At 68.5% G+C, this 20,797-nt stretch carries 22 protein-coding genes; 10 read left to right on the top strand and 12 right to left on the bottom strand.

Annotation, left to right across the window (positions count from 1 at the left end; genetic code table 11):
* Positions 1–124 precede the first annotated feature (124 nt).
* Positions 125–970: a septation protein SepH gene (gene sepH, locus ACIBTM_RS11685; RefSeq protein ID WP_395876433.1), complete on the top strand. Its 846-nt coding sequence runs from the start codon at positions 125–127 to the stop codon at positions 968–970.
* Between the two features lie 36 nt (positions 971–1,006).
* Here sepH and ACIBTM_RS11680 read toward each other — a convergent pair whose 3' ends face one another.
* Positions 1,007–1,372 (bottom strand): MmcQ/YjbR family DNA-binding protein, encoded by a 366-nt coding sequence (locus ACIBTM_RS11680; RefSeq protein ID WP_395876432.1) that lies wholly within the window; start codon positions 1,370–1,372, stop codon positions 1,007–1,009.
* A 32-nt stretch (positions 1,373–1,404) separates the two neighbouring features.
* Here ACIBTM_RS11680 and ACIBTM_RS11675 point away from each other — a divergent pair, with 32 nt between their 5' ends.
* Positions 1,405–2,220 carry a hypothetical protein gene (locus tag ACIBTM_RS11675; RefSeq protein ID WP_395876431.1) on the top strand — a complete coding sequence of 272 codons (816 nt, stop codon included), beginning with the start codon at positions 1,405–1,407 and terminating at the stop codon, positions 2,218–2,220.
* Here the strand turns inward: ACIBTM_RS11675 and ACIBTM_RS11670 are convergent.
* Positions 2,217–2,819 (bottom strand): DUF2537 domain-containing protein, encoded by a 603-nt coding sequence (locus ACIBTM_RS11670; RefSeq protein WP_395876430.1) that lies wholly within the window; start codon positions 2,817–2,819, stop codon positions 2,217–2,219. The two genes, ACIBTM_RS11675 and ACIBTM_RS11670, sit on opposite strands and share 4 nt — an antisense overlap.
* 27 nt (positions 2,820–2,846) lie before the next feature.
* Positions 2,847–3,662, bottom strand: a complete 816-nt coding sequence (locus ACIBTM_RS11665; RefSeq protein WP_395876429.1) for a TrmH family RNA methyltransferase — start codon at positions 3,660–3,662, stop codon at positions 2,847–2,849.
* 216 nt (positions 3,663–3,878) lie between these two features.
* On the opposite strand from ACIBTM_RS11665, the gene ACIBTM_RS11660 reads away from it, so the two are divergent.
* From ACIBTM_RS11660 to ACIBTM_RS11650, 3 genes are all read left to right on the top strand, one after another.
* The gene (locus ACIBTM_RS11660; protein ID WP_395876428.1) at positions 3,879–5,378 is read left to right on the top strand and encodes a glutamate-cysteine ligase family protein; all 1,500 of its coding nucleotides are present in this window, start codon (positions 3,879–3,881) and stop codon (positions 5,376–5,378) included.
* Positions 5,379–5,402: 24 nt separating this feature from the next.
* Positions 5,403–5,990 carry a TetR/AcrR family transcriptional regulator gene (locus tag ACIBTM_RS11655; RefSeq protein ID WP_395876427.1) on the top strand — a complete coding sequence of 196 codons (588 nt, stop codon included), beginning with the start codon at positions 5,403–5,405 and terminating at the stop codon, positions 5,988–5,990.
* A gap of 79 nt (positions 5,991–6,069) precedes the next feature.
* The gene (locus ACIBTM_RS11650; RefSeq protein ID WP_395876426.1) at positions 6,070–6,738 is read left to right on the top strand and encodes a heme oxygenase (biliverdin-producing); all 669 of its coding nucleotides are present in this window, start codon (positions 6,070–6,072) and stop codon (positions 6,736–6,738) included.
* Between the two features lie 99 nt (positions 6,739–6,837).
* Here ACIBTM_RS11650 and ACIBTM_RS11645 read toward each other — a convergent pair whose 3' ends face one another.
* The 5 genes from ACIBTM_RS11645 to ACIBTM_RS11625 are packed head-to-tail and all read right to left on the bottom strand — an operon-like array spanning position 6,838 to position 12,370.
* Positions 6,838–8,655 (bottom strand): HtaA domain-containing protein, encoded by a 1,818-nt coding sequence (locus ACIBTM_RS11645; RefSeq protein WP_395876425.1) that lies wholly within the window; start codon positions 8,653–8,655, stop codon positions 6,838–6,840.
* Position 8,656: 1 nt separating this feature from the next.
* A complete protein-coding gene (locus ACIBTM_RS11640; protein WP_395876424.1) occupies positions 8,657–9,472 on the bottom strand; it encodes a hypothetical protein in 816 nt (271 codons plus the stop codon).
* Positions 9,469–10,254, bottom strand: coding sequence for a heme ABC transporter ATP-binding protein (locus tag ACIBTM_RS11635; protein WP_395876423.1), 786 nt, complete (start codon positions 10,252–10,254; stop codon positions 9,469–9,471). The genes ACIBTM_RS11640 and ACIBTM_RS11635 overlap by 4 nt, the downstream gene beginning before the upstream one ends.
* Positions 10,251–11,285 carry a FecCD family ABC transporter permease gene (locus ACIBTM_RS11630; protein WP_395876422.1) on the bottom strand — a complete coding sequence of 345 codons (1,035 nt, stop codon included), beginning with the start codon at positions 11,283–11,285 and terminating at the stop codon, positions 10,251–10,253. The genes ACIBTM_RS11635 and ACIBTM_RS11630 overlap by 4 nt, the downstream gene beginning before the upstream one ends.
* A complete protein-coding gene (locus ACIBTM_RS11625) occupies positions 11,282–12,370 on the bottom strand; it encodes a hemin ABC transporter substrate-binding protein (RefSeq protein WP_395876421.1) in 1,089 nt (362 codons plus the stop codon). Before ACIBTM_RS11625 ends, ACIBTM_RS11630 begins: the two co-directional genes overlap by 4 nt.
* An 82-nt stretch (positions 12,371–12,452) precedes the next feature.
* Between ACIBTM_RS11625 and ACIBTM_RS11620 the strand changes: the two genes are divergently transcribed.
* From ACIBTM_RS11620 to ACIBTM_RS11600, 5 genes are all read left to right on the top strand, one after another.
* Positions 12,453–12,965, top strand: a complete 513-nt coding sequence (locus ACIBTM_RS11620) for a hypothetical protein (protein ID WP_395876420.1) — start codon at positions 12,453–12,455, stop codon at positions 12,963–12,965.
* Between the two features lie 353 nt (positions 12,966–13,318).
* Positions 13,319–13,942: a superoxide dismutase gene (locus ACIBTM_RS11615; RefSeq protein WP_016337537.1), complete on the top strand. Its 624-nt coding sequence runs from the start codon at positions 13,319–13,321 to the stop codon at positions 13,940–13,942.
* Between the two features lie 90 nt (positions 13,943–14,032).
* A complete protein-coding gene (locus ACIBTM_RS11610; protein WP_395876419.1) occupies positions 14,033–14,791 on the top strand; it encodes an arylamine N-acetyltransferase in 759 nt (252 codons plus the stop codon).
* Positions 14,792–15,009: 218 nt separating this feature from the next.
* A complete protein-coding gene (locus tag ACIBTM_RS11605) occupies positions 15,010–15,849 on the top strand; it encodes an SDR family NAD(P)-dependent oxidoreductase (protein WP_395876418.1) in 840 nt (279 codons plus the stop codon).
* A 171-nt stretch (positions 15,850–16,020) separates the two neighbouring features.
* Positions 16,021–17,034 carry a hypothetical protein gene (locus tag ACIBTM_RS11600; protein WP_395876417.1) on the top strand — a complete coding sequence of 338 codons (1,014 nt, stop codon included), beginning with the start codon at positions 16,021–16,023 and terminating at the stop codon, positions 17,032–17,034.
* Here ACIBTM_RS11600 and ACIBTM_RS11595 read toward each other — a convergent pair.
* The 4 genes from ACIBTM_RS11595 to ACIBTM_RS11580 form a co-directional block, all read right to left on the bottom strand.
* On the bottom strand, positions 17,031–17,447 hold the full coding sequence (locus tag ACIBTM_RS11595; protein WP_395876416.1) for a hypothetical protein: 417 nt from the start codon (positions 17,445–17,447) through the stop codon (positions 17,031–17,033). The genes ACIBTM_RS11600 and ACIBTM_RS11595 overlap by 4 nt on opposite strands.
* Positions 17,444–18,703: an MFS transporter gene (locus ACIBTM_RS11590; RefSeq protein ID WP_395876415.1), complete on the bottom strand. Its 1,260-nt coding sequence runs from the start codon at positions 18,701–18,703 to the stop codon at positions 17,444–17,446. Before ACIBTM_RS11590 ends, ACIBTM_RS11595 begins: the two co-directional genes overlap by 4 nt.
* 107 nt (positions 18,704–18,810) lie before the next feature.
* Positions 18,811–19,242 (bottom strand): MarR family winged helix-turn-helix transcriptional regulator, encoded by a 432-nt coding sequence (locus tag ACIBTM_RS11585; protein ID WP_016337543.1) that lies wholly within the window; start codon positions 19,240–19,242, stop codon positions 18,811–18,813.
* A gap of 67 nt (positions 19,243–19,309) precedes the next feature.
* A complete protein-coding gene (locus ACIBTM_RS11580; protein ID WP_395876414.1) occupies positions 19,310–20,767 on the bottom strand; it encodes an NCS2 family permease in 1,458 nt (485 codons plus the stop codon).
* Between the last annotated feature and the right edge of the window lie 30 nt (positions 20,768–20,797).

Raw genomic sequence — 20,797 nt, 5'->3', positions numbered from 1 at the left:
AATGCACTTGCGGTCATGAACAAAATAGTGAGCAGGACACATGACATCGGCGCGCCTCACACGTCAAGGCGACGCGCCGTTTTAACGTGGACACCCACAAAGGTGAAGAATCGGGGAGGCGAGAATGCGAGCGCTACGGGTGGTCGGGCTGCACGAGGACGGTAAGTCCATCGTGTGCGAAGACCCGGCGAGCCGCACGCGCTTCCTGCTCCCCGCGGATGAGAGGCTGCGAGCGGCGGCGAGGGGTGACATCACCCGCCTCGGCCAGATCGAAATCGAGTTGGAGAGCCAAATGCGGCCACGCGAGATCCAGGCACGAATCCGGGCCGGTGAGTCCGTGGAGCAGGTCGCGAGCAGCGCCGGCGTCACCGTGCAGCGCGTCGAGCGGTTCGCGTACCCCGTTCTGCTCGAACGATCCCGCACCGCCGAGCTGGCCCAGCGGGCCCATCCGGTTCGCGAAGACGGCCCCGACGTCCAGACCCTCGGCGAGGTCGTGGCGCACTCCTTCGGGCAGCGCGGTCACGACTACAGCCAGGCGACCTGGGACTCCTGGCGAGGCGACGACGGCAAGTGGGTCGTCGTGCTGCGCTGGAAGGCCGGCCGTTCGGACAACCGCGCGCACTGGTCGTTCTCGCCCGGCGCGCACGGCGGCACCGTGCAGGCCCTCGACGAGAACGCCGAAGTCCTGCTCAACCCCAACGCCTACCGCGCGCCGCGTACGGTCCGCGCGCTGGAGCCCGGCAAGGACGCGGTCGTCCAGCCGACGCTCGATTCGATTTCGGACGAACCGGTCGCGAAGGTGATCGACGCGCCGATAGCCGAGCCCGAAGAAGATGCCGAGCCACCACTTCCGGCTGACGAGCCGGATGAAGTGGCCGAACCCGCTCCACGGGCGAAGGGGAAGAAGAACCACCCCATCGTTCCATCCTGGGAAGACGTCCTCCTGGGCGTCCGATCACAACGAGGTTGAATCCGCACGTAGTGGCCCCTTCCGGTGGAGGGGCCATTACGTGCGTCCGGGGACCTGCGCGATCAGGGATTTCGGCGCCACGAGGCAATACGCGTCGGTGACGATCTGTTCGATCTCGGCCCAGTCGACGTCGGTGTCCAGCCGCACCCCGAGCCACCCCCGATGGCCGACATACGGCGGCCGGAAGAACCGCTCCGGCTCCGCGCCCACCAGTTCCTCCTGTGCCCCGGGCGGCGCCGGGCACCAGAAGGCGACCTTGTCGTCGTGATGCCGGTCGGCGTACATGACAAACGTCTTCTTGCCTCGCACGAACCAGGTCGGCTCGCCGTGACTGAGCCGCTCGGACACTTCCGGCAGCGCGAGACAAAGCCGTCTGAGCGAATCGAGCGGATCACCGGCCATGAATCCCAGTATCCTCGCCGTCGGGGGGATTCATGCAGGATTGGTACGTACGCACGGTCAGATTGCGTTTCCAGGTGTTCACCGGGACGCCGTACGCGCACGTTTCGCCGTTGGAATGGCAGGTCGACCCCGAGGCTCTCCGCGGAATCGCCCGGAGCCGCGGCTACCTGGAGATCGCTCCGATGTTCCAGGGCTGCCTGAGCTTCCAGTTCGCACCTCAGCACGTTCCGCCGGTCCCAATCTTCGACGGTCCGGACCGGCCGGACAAGGATCGGGAACGCTGGCTGCTCAACCACCTCAGCGGCTCGGATCAGGTCTGGATCAGCCTCAAGCACGCGAAACTCTCCGCCCGGCGGGTCGCCGAGGTCGCCGGGACGGAAGGCTTGCGGGTGGCCGCCGACTTCTCCGATCCGGGCGACCGGGTGCTCCTGCTCAGCCGGGATCCGTCACCACCGCCGCTGCCCTTGCCCGCGCCCGCCGGGTTCCGGTTCCGCTACGTCTGGCTGAACTACATCGCGCCCGCCCTTGTCTTCGTCCTCTTCGCCACCGCGGGCGTGATCGTCGGGGCGCCGGCAGGCTTCGAGAACACGATGGCCGAACTGCTGTTCATGGCGGCTTTCGCAGGCGCGATTCCGGCCGCTATGGCCACGAACCTGTTCCCGCGCACCATCCGCGTCGGCTGGCTCGCCCGGGAATTCGACGGCAGCCCCTACGTGGACCTCGCGATGCGCTCCTATCGGATCCCCGCCGACCTGGTCGTGCAGATCGCCGCGTACCACGGTTATGAGCTTTACGGGCAATCGGCGGCACAGGGCGGCGTGCCGAATCTCAAGTTCCGCAAAAGCTAGAAGACGACGATCAGCACGCCGATCCACGCGATCACGATCCCCGCGGCCGCGCCGAACGACGCCCACCGCACGATCGGCACCCGCCGCGCGAGCCACAGCGACGGCGTGATCCCGGCGGTCACGACGGCGGCCGCGAGCAGCGCGAGCCAGCCGTTGGTCTCACGCGCGAGGGTGTTCGCCAGTGCCAGCATCGCCACGACGACCACGGCCGCGACGAACGCCGAAACCGTCAGCCCGGTCAGCCACGGCGTCGGCTCCCCGGGCGGGTCCGGCGTGCCGAAAAGGCGCCGCGCGAGTTCGTTGCGGGGTACGGGGGCGGGCGGGTCGATGATGACGCCGTCGCCGGAGACGGGGTCGACGAACCGCACCGACGTGCCCATCGTGGCGGCGACCCGCTGGGCGAGCTGGCGGCCCCGCTGGGAGACCACGGAAGCGGCTTCGGTACCGGAGGAGCCGACGGCGGAGGCGACCCTGGCCCATTCGTGCAACGCCTGCGCGAGATCCGAACCGATCGCGAGTGAATGCGGGTCCACCTCGCGCGCGCTTTCGCCACCCGGCCCGGCCAGCACCGCGCGTCCCTCACGGATCCGCAATTCCATGGGTTCTCCTCGTGATCGCTCGGGTGCTCACGATAGCGGTGGACGCGTCTCGTAGAACGCGATCGCGCCCGCCGTGGCGACATTCAGCGAATCGACGCCTTCCGGCATCGGGATCCGCACCGCGACGTCGGCGGCGGCGATGGCCTCGTCCGTCAGGCCGGGGCCTTCCGCGCCCAGCATCAACGCGACTTTCTCCGGTGTCTGGTCCCGTAACTGGCGCAGCGAAACGGAATCCGCACGTGGGGTGAGGGCGGCGATGCGGAAACCGCGGTCTCGCAGCAATTCCAGGTCGCCGGGCCAAGACCCGAAAGTGGCGAACGGGACGCGCAGGACGTGCCCCATCGAGACGCGGACACTGCGCCGGTACAGCGGGTCCGAGCATCCGGCGCCGAGCAGGATCCCGTCGACGCCGAGCGCGGCCGCGTTGCGGAACAGCGAACCGAGGTTCTCGTGGTCACCGACGCCTTCGAGTACCGCGAGCACCCGTGCGCCGTCGATGACGTCTTCCACCGACGGCGGCGGAACGGGCCGGTCGGCGACGGCCAGTATCCCGCGGTTCAGGTGGAATCCGACCACGTCGGCCATCGTCTCGGCCGAAGTCACATAACCCGGGACGTCGACGCCGTCCAGGTCACCGCCCAATTCGTGGAATCGCCGCTCCACGCCGAGGAGGGAGCGGACCGGATAGCGGGATTTGAGCAGGCGCTCGACCACGACGGTGCCCTCGGCGATCACAAAGCCACGCCCACCCGGCCTATCGGGACGCCGATCGGCTGTGGACAAGTCGCGGAAATCGTCGAGCCGCGGGTCGTCACGGTCGTCGATGGTGATCAGTTCAGCCACCAGGAGAGTGTGTCATCCGCCCGCTGCGCGGCGTTTGCGTCCGAACGTCGAGGGGTAGGTGGTACGAACGGCGGTATTTTGCTGTCAGTTAACCCCTAGTGACAGAGAGCACCAGTTTGGCCGCTAGCCGGGCGACTGCGATGCGTGAAACCGTTGGGCCGCCTGGCAGTCCCGCCTGGATCCCGCGGAGCGTGGCCAATGAGGAGCTCGACGAACATGGGTAAAAATCTTTCGGCGGACCCCTGTGAACCCCAGGATCGCGGACGTTACCGCCGGAAGGTCCAGCGTTGCCTCGACACCTTGGCCCGAATGCTCACCGATGGAAGTTTTTCCTTCCCGCGCAAGAACATCGGCCTTGAGGTCGAGCTGAACCTCGTCGACGCGGAGCTGCGCCCGTCGATGACGAACACGACGGTGCTCGAAGCACTGAACGATCCGTCGTTCACCACCGAGCTCGGCCAGCACAACCTGGAGCTCAACGTGCCGCCGCGGCCGCTGGCAGGCGAATCCGCGCTGCTGCTGGAGGACGACCTCAACGCGTATCTCGGCGCCGCTTCACGCAAAGCCGAGGAATCCGGCGCTTCACTGGCGATGATCGGCATCCTCCCGACGCTGCGGCACGAGCACTTCGACCAGAAGTGGCTCACCAACAACGCTCGTTATTCGTTGCTCAATGACCGGATCTTCGCCGCTCGTGGCGAGCGCACCGTGCTCTCGATGGAGGGCGCGCCACTGCCGGGCAGGCAACCCGAGCGGCTGCGCAGCTACTCCGAATCGATCCTTCCCGAGGCCGCGTGCACCTCCGTCCAGCTGCATCTGCAGGTCGCGCCGGAGGAGTTCGCGGCGCATTGGAACGCGGCGCAGGCGCTGGCCGGCGTCCAGATCGCGATGGGCGCGAATTCGCCGTTCCTGCTCGGCAAGACACTCTGGCACGAGACCCGGATCCCGCTGTTCCTGCAGGCCACGGACACCCGGCCCGAAGAACTGAAGAACCAGGGCGTCCGGCCGAGGGTGTGGTTCGGCGAGCGGTGGATCACGTCGATCTTCGACCTGTTCGAGGAGAACGTCCGGTATTTCCCCGGTCTCCTGCCCGAGACCGACCGGGAGGACCCGATCGAGGCGCTCGACTCCGGGCAGGCCCCGAAACTCACCGAGCTGCGGATGCACAACGGCACCGTCTGGCGCTGGAACCGGCCGGTCTACGACGTCGTCGACGGCCTGCCGCATCTGCGGGTGGAGAACCGCGTGCTGCCCGCCGGCCCGACTGTCGTCGACATGGTCGCGAACGCGGCCTTCTTCTACGGGGCGCAACGGGCTCTCGCCGAGGCTGACCGTCCAGTGTGGACACAGATGTCGTTCCAGGCGGCCGAGGAGAACATGTACGCGGGCGCGCGCCGGGGTTTCGACGCGCAGCTGTACTGGCCGGGTATCGGCTGGATCCCGCCGGACGAGCTGGTACTGCGGGTCCTGCTGCCGCTGGCGCACGAGGGACTGCGCCGGTCGGACGTTTCGGACGAGGCGAGAGAGCGCTATCTGGGCATCATCGAGCAGCGGTGTCTCACCAGGCGGACCGGCGCGGCGTGGCAGCGGGAGTACGTCCTGCGCGCGGAGGAGCGCGGCGCCGAACGGGAGACCGCGCTGAACCGGATGCTGGGCCGGTACCTGGAGCTCTCCGCCACGGAGACGCCGGTGCACACCTGGTCGCTGGAGGCATAGAGTTTCCGCCCAGGGAGGTGGCTCGTGCCCAAGATCATCGGCCGCTCGCTGGAGGAGCATCGGCGAGAGGTCCGCAGCAGGGTGTTCGAAGTCCTGCGCGGCCAGCTGTACGAGCGCGGGTTCGACGCGATCACGCTCGCGGGTGTCGCCGCCGAAGCGGGCCTCGGCCGGACGGCGATGTACAACCACTTCCCCGACAAGGAAAGCCTGCTGGTGGCCTTCGTCGAGGACGAGGCGACGCGGTACGTCGAACGGCTGACGGCGGCCGTCGCGACCGCCGACACCCCGGTCGAGAAGCTTTCGACGTTCGTCCGGCTGCAGCTGCGGGTGCTGGCCGAGTACCACCTGCCGCCGGGGACGGCGCTCGCGTCCGCGCTGGCGCCCGCCGCGTACCGGCGGATCAGCGCGCACGCCGACCCGATCACCGGCCAGCTGCGGGAGATCCTCGCGGAGGGGGTGCCGGACGAGGATCCCGACGTCCTGATCCCGATGATCACCGCCGCGCTGGGCAGCCGTCAGGTCGTCGACGTGCCACCCGAACGGCTGGACGACGCGATCGAGGGAGCCGTCCGCTTCGTGCTCAGAGCGGTCGGGATGACGGAAAACCCGTGAATTTAGGGTAGCCTAACCCGTGATTGTGCCTTACGCTCTTTCTGACAGCATGTCAGATCGATGCTTGGAGGCTCTGTCCATGCCGGTGACCACCGACGTCGAATCCGGGCCGTTCTCCGCGGCCCTGCGCGCCTCCACCCTGCCCGCCCACGAGCGGGCCAACCACTCCGAGTACATGAACGCGCTGCTCGGCGGCGAGCTCACGCGCGACGGGTACACGCGGCTGGCGATCCAGTACTACTTCATCTACCAGGCCATCGAGCAGGCCGCCGACGAGCTGGCGAAGGACCCGGTGGCCGGCAAGTTCGTCTTCGAAGAGCTGCGGCGGCTGCCCAGTCTCGAACGCGACCTCGAGCACCTCGTCGGCCCGGACTGGCGCGAGACCATCCGGCCGCTGGCCTCGACGGAACGCTACGCGCGGCGCGTGGCCGAGGCGTCGGACTGGTCCGGCGGGTTCGTCGCCCACCACTACACGCGCTACCTCGGCGACATCGCCGGCGGCCAGGTCATCCGGCGGCTGTTGGAGCGCAAATACGAGCTCAGCGAAGCGGGTTCGCTGTTCTACCACTTCGACCAGCTGGGCAGCGCTCCGAAGTTCCGGGACAACTACCGCGAACAGCTGAACGCGGCACCGTGGAGCGAGGGTGAACGCGCGCGGCTGATCGAGGAGGCGATCGTGGCCTTCGAGTGCAACATCGCGGTGTTCGACGAGCTGGCGAGCGAGCTGGACGAGTACCGGGCCGCCTGACCCTCCGCTCGCCCCTGCCTCGGTCCCGAACGCCATGAACGGTCCGTTCCTTGCAAATTTCGCAAGGAACGGACCGTTCATGGCACGCGCGGGCGTCGATTACGCGGTCCGCCGCCGCACCACCAGCACCAAAGCGAGTCCGGCACCCAGCAGCACCAGGCCCCACAGCAACCAGACACCGCTCTCGACACCGGTCGAAGCCAGCGCCGAATCCGGCCGGTACTTCACGTCAGGCACCAGGTCATCGGAGGCCCCCGGCCCGGCGCCGGCACCAGGCCCGGCGCCGCCCGGCCCTGGCAGATGAGCGCACGAGGCACCCAGGCTCACCGTCGCCTCGTCGAGCACCTCCCCGACCTTGTAGAACTTCGCGAACGCCTCCGCGTTGCCCAAGGTGACCTTGATCCCGGCGACGCTCAGCGCCCCCGCGCCTTCGGTCGTCTTCGCCGCCGCGAGGTCCAGCGAAGCGAGCTCGACACCCGGCTGGTTGATCGGCGGTGACGGCGCCCCGCTGGTCGTCTTCAGTTCCACATCGGCGTAGAGCTTGCCCTTCCCCTGTGCCACGACCACCTTCGGCCGTCCGATCGACAACTCGAACGAGTGACCCGGGTAGGCGAAGGTCACCTTGCCCCGGAACTGCGTCGTGAACTCGGTCGCCGACTTGTACTGGGCGTTGTCGAAGCCCCACCGGTACGCCCCGCTCGGCGGACCCGTCCCTTCGATCTTGTCGATATCGGTGATCTCGACACCGTCCGAAGCGGTGATCGACGTGCCCGATCCGGTCCCGACGTAGCGGCGGAAGCTCTGTTTGAAGCCCCACAACAGGTTTCCCTGCTTCACCGAGTCCGGGGTGAGCACGCACGCCGGGGAGGAGGTCGTCGTCGTGACCGGAGCCGAACTCGAAGGCACCACGCTCGAAGTGGGAGCCGGCCCGCTCTTTCCGGGGAAGACGAGCCGCCCGGTGTCCAGGGCCTCGCCCGCCTGGTAGAAGTCGGCGAACGCGGCGGCGCCCGCCGCGGTCAGTTTCGCCGACTCGATGTCGACGGCGACGTTGTCCCCTGCCTGCACCGGAGCCTTCAGCTTGAGGTCCGCCAGCACGACGTCGGACGGCGTCCGCACCTTCTCCGGCGCGGTTTTGGTCCCGTAGAAGGCATAGCCGATCTTCGCGGTGAGCGTCCCGGTGCCGTCGTCGCCGAAGGTGATCCTCGGGTCGGCGATGGTGAAGTCCCAGATCGTATGCGCCTCGAGGGTGTACGTGACTTGACCGGTGTAGGAGACCGTGCCCCTGCCAGACGACTCGTACTTCCATTTGTACGGGTACGGCTCGACGTTCGGCGCCGCGGTGTCGAACACCACCCCGTTCGACGGCGTCACGGTGCCACCGCCACGGGTGATGTAGTCACGCCAGGAATGCCTGAGTCCCCAGGCCAGGCCGGTCGCCGCGTCGCCGGTCTCGGTGAACTTCAACGGTGTCGTGCTGTCCCACGTGAGCACCGGGGTGTCCCAGCCGAAGACGAAGACACTGAACGGCTGCGTCTTCGCGCTGTAGGTCGTCCCGCCCGCGACGTACTCGGCCTTGACGGTGACCGAGTACTCCCAGTTCCCGTCGTCGTCCACCGGGATCTGGCTGCCGACGGCGCCCTTCTTGATCAGACGGCTGACCTGGAAGTCCTTACCGGCCCGATCGCGGACGTCGGCCTTCGCCGGGCCCACGCGGAGGCCGAAGCCCTTGCCGTCGTTGGCGGCCGGATCGAAGCCGGTGCCCTTGACGACGATCTTCGTGCCCGCCGGGTCGAGTCCGGCGCTCGGGGTCACGGTCACCTTGGGCGTGACCGGATCGGCGGCGAGCGCCGGGGTGACGGCGGCTCCCGCCACCAGCGCGGCGCCGGCCAGCACGGCGCCCCATCTTCGCAAGGACACTTCATTCACCTTCCGCGTCGCGGGGCCGCTTGCGGGCCCGGATCAGGGGGACGGCGAGCGCGGCGATCAGCACCACGCCCGCCACGACGGCGATCCACCACCACGAGCCGGATTCCCCGCTCCGCACTGCGGGTTCGGCAACCGGCACAGCCTCGGGGGATTCCACAGTGGACAAGAGGGGCGCCGAAGACGACGCCGGTGCCGCGCTGGAGGAGGGCGACGGCACCGGCGAAGACGAAGGAGGCGGTGGCGCGACGGCCTGTGTCGTGGCCGTCTTCGGCACCGCGAACGTCACCGGCGTGAAGGTCTCGTTGTTCGCGTTGACGACGCCGTGCGCGCCGACGGTGATCAGTCCACATCGGACTCGCTCACAGTCGACGTCGACGATCTTCCCGGTCCGGTCGGCGGCCTTGAACCGCGCGCCGGGAATCACCAGTTTCGCCGACCACGTCCCGTCCGCGGCGATCTCGCCGTTGGCCGCGGACGCGGTGTCACTGCCGGGAAAGGCGAGGAACCGCTGGAAGCCGTTGTTGTCCTTCGCTTCCTTGTCCTTGACGTACCGGTAGGTGGCACCGGCCGCCCCGCCCTGGCTCGGCTGCCACGCGCCATCCGCGACCCAGCCGAACAGCAGGTAGATCCCGCCGTATCCCTTCGGCACGGACTGGAAGCCGGTTCCCTTGACCTGCAAGGAGGTCGCGTACTCCGGATCCGCGGAACCAGGTGAGAACGTCACGGCCGCGTCCGCCGCCGCGGCGGGTACGGGTGCGGCGATCACGAGCAGCGCGGCTGCGACGGCCACTCTCATCAGCTGTTTCATCGGCGCTCCTCGGCCGCTCGGTGGGGCAGGACGATCGGTTTCCCGGTGCGGGGGTGGGTGAGGACCTCCACGGCATGCCCGTAGACCTCGCTCAGCAACGACTCCGTCAACACTTCGGCGGGTGTGCCCTCGGCGGCGAGTTCCCCGTCGGACAGCACCGCGATACGGTCCGCGTACGCGGCGGCGAGCCCGAGGTCGTGCAAGACTACGAGCACCGCGTCGCCCGCTTCGGCTCGCGCTGCCGCGAGGGTGAGGACCTCTTCGCTGTGCCGGAGATCCAGCGCGGCGGTGGGTTCGTCGAGCAGCAGGATCCCCGCTCGCTGGGCGAGCACCCGCGAAAGTGCCGCCCGTGCCTGCTCGCCACCGGACAAGGTGGTGAACCGGCGCTCGGCGAATTCGGTCATCCCGGTCGCCTTCAGCGCGGCCGCGATCTCGGTGTCGTCGAAGTCCTCGGCTTCCGTTCCCCGCCAAGGGGTCCGGCCCATCCGCACGACGTCGGCCACGGTGAACGGGAAGGTCACCGTGTTCTGCTGGAGCAGGACCGCGCGCCGTCGCGCGAGTTCGATCCCGCTCCAGGCACCGAGTTCGGCTCCAGCGACGAGGACCCGTCCCGAATCCGGGCGAAGGTCTCCGGCGAGCAGTCCGAGCGTGGTCGACTTGCCCGCGCCGTTCGGTCCGACGACCACGAGGACCTCGCCAGAGCGCACCTGCAGCGATACGTCGCGAAGCAGCGTCTTTCCTTCGACCGTATAGGAAACGTGGTCGAGTTCGGCACCGTTCATGCCCAGCCACCCGAACGACGCCTGGTGCGCAGCAGCAGCCAGAAGAAGAACGGCCCGCCCACGAACGCGGTCAGCATGCCGATCGGCAGATCGGCGTAGGTGAACAGGGTTCTGGCGCCGAGATCCGCCGCCGCGAGCAGCAACGCGCCGCCGAAGAGGCTCGCCGGGATCAGCACGCGATGCCCGGGGCCGAGCAGCATCCGCAGCCCGTGCGGCACGATCAGGCCGACGAACCCGATGATCCCCGAGTACGAGACGGCCGCGGCCGCCATCAGCGCGACGACCACGACCGCGCCGAGCCGCAGCTTCTCGACGTCCACGCCGAGATGCCGGGCCTGCCGTTCCCCGAGTGCGAGGAGGTCGAGTCTCCTTGCCAGCGCCAGGGAAACGGCGACGCCGGCGGCGACCAGCGGCAGTACCGTCACCACATAAGGCCAGCGCGAACCGGCCAGGGAACCCAGCTGCCAGAACACGATCTGCTCACGGGCGGCCTGATCGGCGGAGAACATCAAGAACGAGATGATCGCCATCGCGACCGCGTTGACCGCGACGCCGGTCAAGATCAGCGTGACCACTTCGGAGCGCCCGCGCGACCGCGAAAGCGCGTAGACGAGCAGTGTGGTGACGAGCCCGCCCGCGAATCCCAATGCCGGTGTGGTGAAGGCGCCGAAGAACGTCCAACCGGCCACAATGGACAGACTCGCCCCGACGGCCGCGCCGGACGAGACGCCGACCACGGCCGGTTCGGCGAGCGGGTTGCCGAACACGCCCTGCATCAGCGCGCCGCAGACGCCGAGGACCCCGCCGACCAGCAGTGTCATCACCACGCGCGGGAACCGGACCTGCCACAGCGCGCCCTCGGCGAACGGGTCGAGCCGCGTTTCCGAAAGCCCGACCCGGTGCAGTACCGAACCGAAGACCTGAGAGAGCGGGATGCCGTATTGCCCGGTGCCCGCGGAGACGAGGGAAACCGCGACGACTCCGGCGATGAGTGCGGCGAAGACCGCCGTCACCCGGAAACCGCGGTTCATCCGGCGTCCGGGGCGTAGAGGGCCCGCGCCAGCGCGTCGAGCACACCGGCGGTGAGCGGGCCGAAGCTCAGGATCTGCGAGTCGGCCATGTCGACGATGCGGCGATGCCGCCCGGCGGGCGTCTGCGCCACGCCGGGCACCTGGAGCGCGCCGTCGACCCCGCCGACGGACTCGAGCCCCTTGGTCATCATGAGGATCACGTCGGGCCCCGCCTTGGCCAGCGCCTCCGGGTTGACCGGGCGCATGCCCTCGATACCCGCCTCGGTGGCGACGTCGATCGCGCCGAGCGCCCCGATCAGCGAATCGGCGCCGGATCCCTTGCCGAACAGGTGATACACCCCCGCCTGTCCGCGCATGTACAGGAAGACGACGCGAAGCTTGCGTCCCGGATCGGCGGGCGCGAGCTTCGCGATCTCCGCCTTCTTGGCCTCGACTTCGGCCGCGAGCCGGGTCGCGAGGTTTTCGCCCGCTTGGGAAACGCCGAGCGCGGCGGCGACCCGACGGACGATGTCGCCGACGTTGTCCATCGAGCGTTTCGCGTCGACGACCACCACGGGAACGCCGGACGCGCGCAACTGCAGCACGACGTCCCAGGGACCCAGTGTGGTGTCGGTGATCACCACGGTCGGCCGCAGCGCCAGGATCGCCTCGGCGTTGAGGCGGTGGCCGTTCACGGTGACCAGCGGCAGGTTCCTGGCCGACGGGAAGCCGGTGGAGACGTCCCGGCCGACGACGTTGCCGCCGAGGCCGAGGCCGAACACGGTCGCGGCGAGCGTGCCGGACATGTCGAAGGCGAGGATCCGGCTGGTGTCGGCCACCGTGACCGGCGTGCCCTGGTGATCGGTGACCGTCGCCGGGAGGTGCTGGACCGCCGGTTTCTCGCCGGCGATGTCGGCCCGCGCGAGCCGCGCGGTATTCGGACCCGCATGGTTCTTCGGCTCCGCCAAGGGTTCGACCTGCGAAAGCGCGCGAAGGTCAGCGCCGGTCTCGACGGCTTTCGTGGCCGCTAGCGGTGGAGTCGAACATCCGGTGACAACGATGGCCAGGAGCAGAGCGACCGTGGGCAGCGACCCCCTTGACAACATTAGGCAAGGCTAACCATATTTACCGGCGAATAGGTAAGCCTTACCTAACGCTGTGACCTCCTTGTAATCGAAGGGAACCTTCATGTCGAAGAGATCGGTCCTGCTCCGCGCCGCACTCGTCACGACCGCCGCGACCGCGGCCGTCACCGCGCTCGCCGCCCCCGCCTCGGCCGCGCCGGGCAGTGCGACCCACAACGGCAAGACCCTCTCCGCCTCCAACGCCACCGGCCTCGCCTCGGCGGGCGAGACCATCACCGTCACGGGCAGCGGCTACAGCTCCACCGAGGGCTACTACGTCGCGCTGTGCGCCGTTCCCGAGGACTACGGCTACGGCACCAAGCCGAGCCCCTGCGCGGGCGGCGACGGCCAGGGCGGCACGGGCGTCGGCCCGTCCGCCTGGGTCACCAACCTCCCCGGCGGTTCCTCGCCGATCGCCTCGAACGGCACCTTCACCACGCAGATCCGGATCGCCGAGGTCAACTCCGGTCTCGACTGCTCGAACCCTTCGGTGACCTGCGCGATCATCTCGCGCCGCGATCACTTCGCCTCGAACGACCGGAACTCGGACGTCTTCATCCCGGTCTCCTTCTCCTGATGGCGGGCCGGTCGCGGGGCAGGGCCCGGCCCGCCCCGCGATCGGCGGTCCGCCAGTCGCGGCACGCGAGTGTCCTCAATGGACGCCCAAGCCAAGGGCCCGCGGCCGGTGAAACACTCCCGCCAGAATCACCTACACGGTGGTTTACGGCTTGATGACCGCCGTCACATCACCTTGACCTCCAGCTAACTGGAGCTAGCAAGGTGGGTTTCAGGCGGTGGTCCCACCGGGTACAGCCGCTACGAACGGGTCGTTCCACCTGGGGAGAAACGCGGCGCCCCCAGTCGCCGCAAACGGGTGAAGACGACTAAGTTCGTCCTTGGAAACTTGTGTCGAAGACAGAAGGAGGGCCGATGGCCCGCTACGTGCTCCCCGATCTCGACTATGACTACAGCGCCCTGGCGCCGCACATCTCGGGCGAGATCAACGAGCTGCACCACAGCAAGCACCACGCGACCTACGTCAAGGGCGCGAACGACACGCTCGACAAGATCGCCGAGGCCCGCGAGGCCGGCAACTTCGGTGACATCGTCGGCCTGCAGACCACGCTGGCGTTCCACCTCGCCGGGCACGCCAACCACGTCGTGTGGTGGAAGATCCTCTCCCCGGAAGGCGGCGACAAGCCCACCGGCGAGCTGGCCTCCGCGATCGACGAGGCGTTCGGCTCCTTCGACAAGTTCAAGGCGCAGTTCACCGCGGTCGCCACCACGATCCAGGGCAACGGCTGGGCCGCGCTCTCCTGGGACCCGATCGGCAAGACGCTGATCACCCAGCAGCTGCGCGACCACCACAACAACCTGGTCCTCCCGACCACGCCGATCCTGCTGGTCGACGTCTGGGAGCACGCGTTCTACCTGGACTACAAGAACGTGAAGCCGGACTACGTCAAGGCGCTCTGGAACATCTTCAACTGGGCCGAGATCTCCAAGCGGTTCGACAACGCCGTCGCCGGTGGCAACGGCCTGCTGCTCGGCTGACTTCTCACCACGAAGCGGGGCTCTCCTTCCAGGAGGGCCCCGTTCTTCGTTTCTTGACCTCCAGCCAAGTCGAGGTGTCAAGGTGGACGCATGGACGTCGCCGCATACCTCGATCGACTCGGGCTCGACCGCCCCGCCACCGCGGACGTCTCCGCGTTGCGGACGCTGCAGGAGCGCCACCTCGCGGTGGTGCCGTTCGAGAATCTGAGCATCCACCTCGGCGAACCGATCGTCCTGGACACCGAGACGCTGTCCGACAAGATCGTGCGGCGGCGCCGTGGCGGCTTCTGTTACGAGCTGAACGGCCTCTTCGCCGCCTTGCTGGGAGAGCTGGGCTTCGACGTCACCCTGCGGGCGGCGAAGGTCTTCCGGCCGGACGGCACCCTCGGGCCGCCGTTCGACCACGCCGTCGTCCACGTCGAGCTGGAGGAGCCGTGGCTGGCCGACGTCGGCTTCGGCCGATTCAGCCGGTTTCCGCTCAGGCTGTCCGCCACCGAGGCACAGGCCGACCCGGACGGCGAGTTCCTGGTGCTCGACGCGCCCCACGGCGACATCGACGTCCTCCTGGACGGCAAACCCCAGTACCGGATCGAGCGGCGGCCGCGGGCACTGGACGAGTTCGTCCCGACGGCGTTCTGGCAGGCGACCTCACCGGACTCGCATTTCACACAGGGGCCGACCTGCTCGCTGCCGACCAAGCACGGCCGGGTCACGCTCGCGGGCGACAAGCTGATCGTCACCACCCACGGCGTCCGCACAGAGACCAGGCTTTCGGGTGACCAGGAGATCCTCGACGCCTATCGGAAGGAGTTCGGGATCGAACTCGACCGAGTACCGGAACGGTCTTGACGCCGATCGGCGAGGTCATCGACCATGAACCTCCGGAATGAACGAAGCCCCGCCTCCGGGGGTGACCCGGTTGCGGGGCTTCGTCCGTTCCCGAACTGACTGCCGCTCCCACCACGAAGCGGACGTGTATGAGGTTAGCCTAACCTCATCTCCCCGGGCAAGGGGTTCGGCCAGGAGACGCCGATCTCACCCTTATGAGTGACGGCAGACTTGTTCTCATGAGTCTTCTCAACGGCAAGGCCGTGGTGATCACCGGCTCCGGGCAGGGCCTGGGCAGGGCTTTCGCGCACCACGCGGCCGCACAGGGCGCGGCGGTCGTGGTGAACGACATCGAATCGGGCATCGCGGAAGAGGTCGCGAAGGAGATCCGCGCGCTGGGCGGGCGTGCCGTGTCCCACGACGGCTCGGTCGCCGACGCCGGGCAGGCCGCCGGGCTGATCGACCGGTGCGTCACCGAGTTCGGGAGGCTCGACGGCCTGGTCAACAACGCCGGCGTCAACTACCGGGCCGAACCGTGGGCGGACGACCCGGCGCGGATACGCGAAGTGGTCGAGGTCAACGTGCTCGGCCCGCTGTTCTGCGGGACCGCGGCGGCGAAGGTGCTGCGTGCCCAGGGCGGCGGCGTGATCGTGAACGTCGGCTCCGGCTCGATGATCGGCCAGCGGCGCGCGGCCGCGTACTCGGCGTCGAAGGGCGCCGTCGCCTCGATGACCGCCTCGTGGGCGGTGGACCTGGCCGAACACGGCATCCGGGTCAACGCCGTCGCGCCGGTGGCCTGGACGCGGATGGCCCGGAACGATCCGAGCGTCGTCCAGACCCCGGAGCACACCCCGGAACGGGTGGCCCCGCTGGTGACGTACCTGCTCAGCGACCTCTCGGCGGGGATCACCGGGCAGATCCTCCGGTTCCGCGGCGACATCCTGTGCGTGCTCCGGCAGACCGCGATCAAGGACCCCGTGCTGGAACGGGACGGCTGGACCGTCGAAGACATCGCGGACGCGGTGGACGGCGACCTGAGGGAGGCGCTGGAACCGCCTCCCTCGACCAGGTGGAAGTGAGGTTCTCTTGAGGGGTAAGGCAAAGGCGGCGTGTCCTGAAGGCCTCCTTTGAGACGTTGAAGGTCTCAAAGGAGGCCTTCAGGACATCAGGATTCGGTCCACCCCTCCGGATCCGCCCATCGGGTTGGCGTTTCGCCGGACATCGGACGCCCGACGCACTAGCTTCACCCCGTGGCCACCCCGAACGACTACCGCGCCATCGCGCGCAAGACCGACCGTCCGATGTGGATCTGGGCGGGCTGCGCGCTGGTCAGTGTCCTGCTGCTGTTCGGCGTCGGTATCGTCGTCGCGATCACCCTGCTGAACCAGAACGACGAACCCGAAGCCAAACTCCCCGAAACCTGGCCGTCCACGTCCGGGCAGGCGCTCCGCCCGGTCACGATGCCGACGGGCGAGATGGTGGCCGCGCTGACGCGCGAAACCGGCGCGCAGGTGCTGTGCCAAGCGATCCCGGAGCAGCGCTGGGAGGAGATCCTCGGCGGTCGCACGCTTCGCGAGGCGGGCGGGTCCTGTCACGCTGTCACCGCGCGACTCGACGTCAGCGCGCAGATGATCCCCGCGCTGCCCGAGGACACGAGCCGGGGTGTGCCCACGAAGACCACGGTCGCGGGCAAGCTCGCGGTCATCGCCACCGACAAGGACGGCACCAGCCTCGGTGTCGAGCTCGCCGAGGTCGCGCCGCACAACGGCGCCTCACCGGTGCTGCACGTTTCCGTCCGCGGCAGGACCGCCGAGGGCCCCGAAGCCGAACAGAAGGCGAGGGCCCTGGCCGAGGCGCTGATCGCGGGTGCGATGCCGCCGGGGCCGAAGTTGCCGAAAATCGGCGAGGACGGCGAGATCCCGCTGGAGAAGATCGAACCCGGCCCGATCAAGGACCGGCCGCTCCCGGTGATCTCGTGGCTGCTGTGCGGAGAACTCGGCCGCGCGCTCGGCGTCCCGTCCGACACGGCGAAGCCGACGTTCTTCGCCGGATGCGAGCTGAACGGCGTGACCGCGGACTACAGCGAGCTGTCCTCGGCCGTCGCCCCGAACACGACCATCGCGGGGCTGCCCGCCCAGCTCGACGAACGAGGCGTCGTCGTGCAGCTCACCGACGACCCGGAGGGGCAGACACTGAAGTTCAAGGGCGCCGGCGATCTCCGGGCGCTCGCCGAAAAGGCGGTGCCGCCGCTACTCGGCCGCTAAGCCCGGTAGTTCGACAGGAGGTCACCCAGAAGGGTCTCGTACGCCTTGCGCTCGAAACGGGCGCCGGTGAACCGGTACTCGTCCGAGTCTTCGAAGGGCTCGTAGTCGGTTTGCCAGCCGAAAGCCCGCCATTCGACCACGTCGTCTCCGAAGACGACCTCGACGCTGTACCCACCGCAGCCGAGATCGCCGCACAGCGGACACACCAGCAGCGCGACCCGGCCGTCGTCGAAATCGCCCGGCAGGCGGCCCAGCAGACGGCAAAGCGTCCCGACCGCCGCCTCCCGCCACAGCTCGTCGTCCAGGAACAGCGTCGTCCGCTCCTGCACGGGAACCATCGAGCACAACGCGACGCCGTCGATCGTCCAGTCGAGAAACCCGGTCGCCGACGGTTCGACGCCGAGCCTGTTCACACCCGCTCCCGCTTCAGCACCCGCAGACCGTTCCCGAACCGCCGCACCGGCAGGCTCACCCCGCCACGCCGGATCAGCACGACGGCGCACACCACCGCGGCGACCGCCGAGATCGCGCCGCCGATGTAGAACGGCGAGCGGCCGCCGAAGACGTCGGCCATCCAGCCGGTCATCGGGCCGCCGATGGGGTTGCCGCCGATCAGCACCAGCACGTACAGGCCCATCACCCGGCCGCGCATCTCCGGGCTGACCGCGGTCTGCACGAGCGCGTTCGCCGTGTTCAGGAAGGTGATCGTGGCGAAGCCGAGCGGGATCAGCGCGAGGCCGAAGGTCAGGTACGTCGGCATGAACGCGGTGATCACCTCGAACGCGCCGAGCAGGAACGCCGAGATCAGCAGCAGCCGCACGCGCGGACCGCCGCGGGTGTTGCGGCGGGCCGACATCAGCGCGCCGGTGAAGGTGCCGACGGCGACCAGCGTCGACAGCAGGCCGTAGCCGTCCGCGTTGGTGTGGAAGACGTTCGCGGCGACGATCGGCAGCGACGTGAAGTACGTGATGCCGAACGTGCTCACGAAGAACACGAGCACCATCACGGTCATCAGGTCGCTGCGCCGCCGGACGTACCGCAGCCCCTCGACGAGCTGCCCCTTCTCGCGCGGGATGGCCGGGCCGCGGAAGAGCTTGTCCGGGTTCATCAGCACCAGCGCGGTGATGACGGCGCCCGTGCTCACCGCGTTCGCCATGAACAGCCAGCCGGTGCCGACCCAGGTGATCGCGAATCCCGCGATGGCCGGGCCGACGATGCGGGCCATGTTGAAGATCGACGAGTTGAGCGCGACGGCGTTGGTGACCTTGTCCCTGCCGACCATCTCGGCGACGAACGACTGCCGCGCGGGCACCTCCAGCGAGGCCGTCACGCCGAGAGTGAAGCAGAGCAGGTACACGTGCCAGAGCGCCGCGATCCCGCTCAGATCGAGCGCGCCGAGGACGACGGCCTGCGTCAGCACGGCGATCTGGATGCCGATCAGCAGCCGCCGCTTGTCGACGCGGTCGGCCAGCACACCCGCCCACAGCGAGAGGAACAACGTCGGCGCGAACTGCAGCGCGACCGCGATGCCGAGCGCGATCGGGTCGTTGCCGCTGAGGGTGAACACCAGCCAGTCCTGCGCGATGCGCTGCATCCAGGTGCCGATGTTCGAGATGACCTGGCCGGTGAAGAAGAGCCGGTAGTTGCGGACCTTCAGCGAGGAGAACATGCTCCCGCGCGGCTTCCCGCGCGCGGGTGGTGGCGGTGGAGCGGGTTCGGAGGTAGCGGCGGTCTTGGAAGGACACTGTGTTTCGCTACCCGTGGTCGTCACCGCTGTTAGTTCCCCGCCATCCTGTCGATGATCTCGGAGGCGCGAGAGAGCACTTCACGTTCTTCCGCGCTCAACTCCGCCAATTGCTTGTCCAGCCAGATCTCCCGCGCGGTGATCTGCTCGATCACGTAGGCCCGGCCGCGATCGGACAACTCGACGATGGCCTGGCGGCCGTCCGTCGGATGCGGCCTGCGCTCCACGTAACCCATCTCTTCGAGCGCGGCGATCACCCTCGTCATCGAGGGTGGCTGGACACCTTCCTTCGCGGCGAGCTGGCCAGGGGTCAGCGCACCGCATTTGTGCAACGTCGACAACGCGGACACCTGGGTCAGCGAGATGCCGTCACCGGCACGCTGGGCCCGCAGCCGTCGATTGAGCCGCACCACCGCGAGACGCAGGCGGCTCGCAAGTGAGCGCTCGTGCGTGTCTCCGGACATATAGTTAGCATACCTCACGATCGGATCATCGGCCCGTGAGATCACCCACGGCTGACATAACCGCTGGTCAGTTGAACGCGGCCTGGATCGGCCCGACCGCGAAATAGGCCACGAACATGATCGCGATACCCCACATCAGCGGGTGCACGCCCTTGGCCTTCCCGGTGACCGCCCGGATGACGACGTAGCTGACGAAGCCGGCGCCGATGCCGTTCGCGATCGAGTAGGTGAACGGCATGACCACGATCGTCAGGAACGCGGGCAGCGCGACGGTGAAGTCGGCGAAGTCGATCTCCTTGACCTGGCTCATCATCAGCGCGCCGACGACGACCAGCGCCGGTGCGGCGGCCTCGACCGGGACGATCTGGTAGAGCGGGGTCAGGAACATGGCCGCGATGAAGAGCACGCCGGTGACGACGTTCGCGAGCCCGGTCCTGGCGCCCTCGGCGATACCGGACGCGGACTCGACGTACACGGTGTTCGAGCTCGACGACGCGAACCCGCCTGCCGCGCCGGCGAGACCGTCGACGAACAGCGCCTTGCCGACGTTCGGGAGCTTGCCGTCCGGCGGGAGCAGGCCGCCTTCCTTCGCCAGCCCGGTCATCGAGCCCATGGTGTCGAAGAAGTCCGCCAGCACCAGGGTGAACACCAGCAGCACCACGGTGATGATCGGCAGCCGCGTCCAGGCGCCGAAGGAGATGTCGCCGACCAGTGAGAGGTCCGGCAGGCCGAGGACCTGATCCGGCAGCGCCGGGTAACCGAGGTTCCAGCCCTGCGGGTTCACGCCCTTGGACGGGCCGACCTTGGTGATCGCCTCGACGACGATCGCCAGCACGGTCGACGCGAGGACACCGATCAGGATCGCGCCCTTGACCCGCTTCGCCACCAGGATGCCGGTGACCAGCAGGCCGACGACGAACACCAGCGTCGGCCACGAGGCGATCGAACCGTTGATGCCCAGCCCGACCGGCACCGTCGTCTTCGCGTCGTCCGGGACGCGGCGGACGAATCCGGCGTCGACCAGGCCGATCAGGCAGATGAACAGGCCGATGCCGACCGCGATCGCGGATTTCAGCGGCGGCGGCACGGCGTTGAACACCGCCGTCCGGATACCGGCGAAGACCAGCAGGACGATGACCAGACCCTCGATCACCACCAGGCCCATCGCCTCCGGCCAGGTCATCTGGGAGGCGAAGGTGACCGCGATCAGGCTGTTGATGCCGAGGCCGGTGGCGATGGCGAACGGGTAGTTCGCGACCAGGCCCATGATGATCGTCAGCACCCCGGCGACCAGCGCGGTCACCGCGGCGACCTGCGGCACGGGGAGGATGTTGCCGAGGACGTCCTTGTGCGCGCCCGCGTCTTCGGCGGAGAAACTGCCCAGGATCAGCGGATTCAGCACCACGATGTAGGCCATCGTGAAGAAGGTGACGATCCCGCCGCGGATCTCACGCCCCGGTGTCGAGCCGCGCTCGCTGATCTTGAAGAACCGGTCCAGTGTGGACCGGGTGCGCTGCTCCGCCATCGCGTACCACCCTTCGCCCGTTGCCGGGTA

The sequence above is a fragment of the Amycolatopsis sp. NPDC049868 genome (assembly GCF_044461365.1).
Classification (GTDB): Bacteria; Actinomycetota; Actinomycetes; order Mycobacteriales; family Pseudonocardiaceae; genus Amycolatopsis.
Note: the sequence above shows the minus strand (reverse complement) of the source record. Positions and strands in the feature narration are given on the sequence as shown.

Excerpts from the sequence above, each read along its gene's own strand:
- sepH (WP_395876433.1), top strand. The coding sequence starts at position 125 with ATGCGAGCGCTACGGGTGGTCGGGCTGCACGAGGACGGTAAGTCCATC.
- ACIBTM_RS11680 (WP_395876432.1), bottom strand. The coding sequence starts at position 1,372 with ATGGCCGGTGATCCGCTCGATTCGCTCAGACGGCTTTGTCTCGCGCTG.
- ACIBTM_RS11675 (WP_395876431.1), top strand. The coding sequence starts at position 1,405 with ATGCAGGATTGGTACGTACGCACGGTCAGATTGCGTTTCCAGGTGTTC.
- ACIBTM_RS11670 (WP_395876430.1), bottom strand. The coding sequence starts at position 2,819 with ATGGAATTGCGGATCCGTGAGGGACGCGCGGTGCTGGCCGGGCCGGGT.
- ACIBTM_RS11660 (WP_395876428.1), top strand. The coding sequence starts at position 3,879 with ATGGGTAAAAATCTTTCGGCGGACCCCTGTGAACCCCAGGATCGCGGA.
- ACIBTM_RS11650 (WP_395876426.1), top strand. The coding sequence starts at position 6,070 with ATGCCGGTGACCACCGACGTCGAATCCGGGCCGTTCTCCGCGGCCCTG.
- ACIBTM_RS11640 (WP_395876424.1), bottom strand. The coding sequence starts at position 9,472 with ATGAAACAGCTGATGAGAGTGGCCGTCGCAGCCGCGCTGCTCGTGATC.
- ACIBTM_RS11635 (WP_395876423.1), bottom strand. The coding sequence starts at position 10,254 with ATGAACGGTGCCGAACTCGACCACGTTTCCTATACGGTCGAAGGAAAG.
- ACIBTM_RS11630 (WP_395876422.1), bottom strand. The coding sequence starts at position 11,285 with ATGAACCGCGGTTTCCGGGTGACGGCGGTCTTCGCCGCACTCATCGCC.
- ACIBTM_RS11625 (WP_395876421.1), bottom strand. The coding sequence starts at position 12,370 with ATGTTGTCAAGGGGGTCGCTGCCCACGGTCGCTCTGCTCCTGGCCATC.
- ACIBTM_RS11620 (WP_395876420.1), top strand. The coding sequence starts at position 12,453 with ATGTCGAAGAGATCGGTCCTGCTCCGCGCCGCACTCGTCACGACCGCC.
- ACIBTM_RS11615 (WP_016337537.1), top strand. The coding sequence starts at position 13,319 with ATGGCCCGCTACGTGCTCCCCGATCTCGACTATGACTACAGCGCCCTG.
- ACIBTM_RS11610 (WP_395876419.1), top strand. The coding sequence starts at position 14,033 with ATGGACGTCGCCGCATACCTCGATCGACTCGGGCTCGACCGCCCCGCC.
- ACIBTM_RS11605 (WP_395876418.1), top strand. The coding sequence starts at position 15,010 with ATGAGTCTTCTCAACGGCAAGGCCGTGGTGATCACCGGCTCCGGGCAG.
- ACIBTM_RS11590 (WP_395876415.1), bottom strand. The coding sequence starts at position 18,703 with ATGTTCTCCTCGCTGAAGGTCCGCAACTACCGGCTCTTCTTCACCGGC.
- ACIBTM_RS11585 (WP_016337543.1), bottom strand. The coding sequence starts at position 19,242 with ATGTCCGGAGACACGCACGAGCGCTCACTTGCGAGCCGCCTGCGTCTC.
- ACIBTM_RS11580 (WP_395876414.1), bottom strand. The coding sequence starts at position 20,767 with ATGGCGGAGCAGCGCACCCGGTCCACACTGGACCGGTTCTTCAAGATC.